The organism is Halomonas sp. ND22Bw, assembly GCF_003011945.1.
In the GTDB taxonomy this organism is placed as follows: Bacteria; Pseudomonadota; Gammaproteobacteria; order Pseudomonadales; family Halomonadaceae; genus Halomonas; species Halomonas halophila.
The window spans coordinates 1-371 of record NZ_PXWD01000323.1 but is presented as its reverse complement, the minus strand read 5'-3'; the positions used below and the strand labels follow the sequence as shown (position 1 = coordinate 371).

Sequence of the window (371 nt, the reverse complement as noted above, 5' to 3'; positions counted from 1 at the left end):
GTTCTTTTTTATCTCCGAATTATAGGCCTGCGACACCTGGCGCAGCTTTTGATCCGGTTCCTGCTTGGGAGGATCGCCGGAGCCCTTGTCCTTATCTGCGCTAGGTGGCGACGCTTGATCGTCCGGCGGTGCCTCCTGAAGCACCTGTTTGGCAATCTTGCGGCCCTCCTCGATATCCTTCGCCTCCGGGTTATCAAGATCATAGGCGACACTGAACTGCGACAGGATGTACGCGCGGTCCTTCTCGAACTCGCGCAACAGTCCCATCACGATTTCACGAAAGGTGGAGAAGGCACGTTCGTTCATGATGCCTTCGCGGTTCGACTGATCGGCCAAGGCGGGGTTGTCATTCTTGGTTATGTGGATCGTGC

General features: G+C 56.1%; 1 protein-coding gene. It reads right to left on the bottom strand.

The features are described from left to right. Nucleotides 1-306: hypothetical protein (locus tag CVH10_RS18270; RefSeq protein WP_146143033.1), on the bottom strand; the 306-nt coding region annotated here is incomplete at its 3' end. Between the last annotated feature and the right edge of the window lie 65 nt (nucleotides 307-371).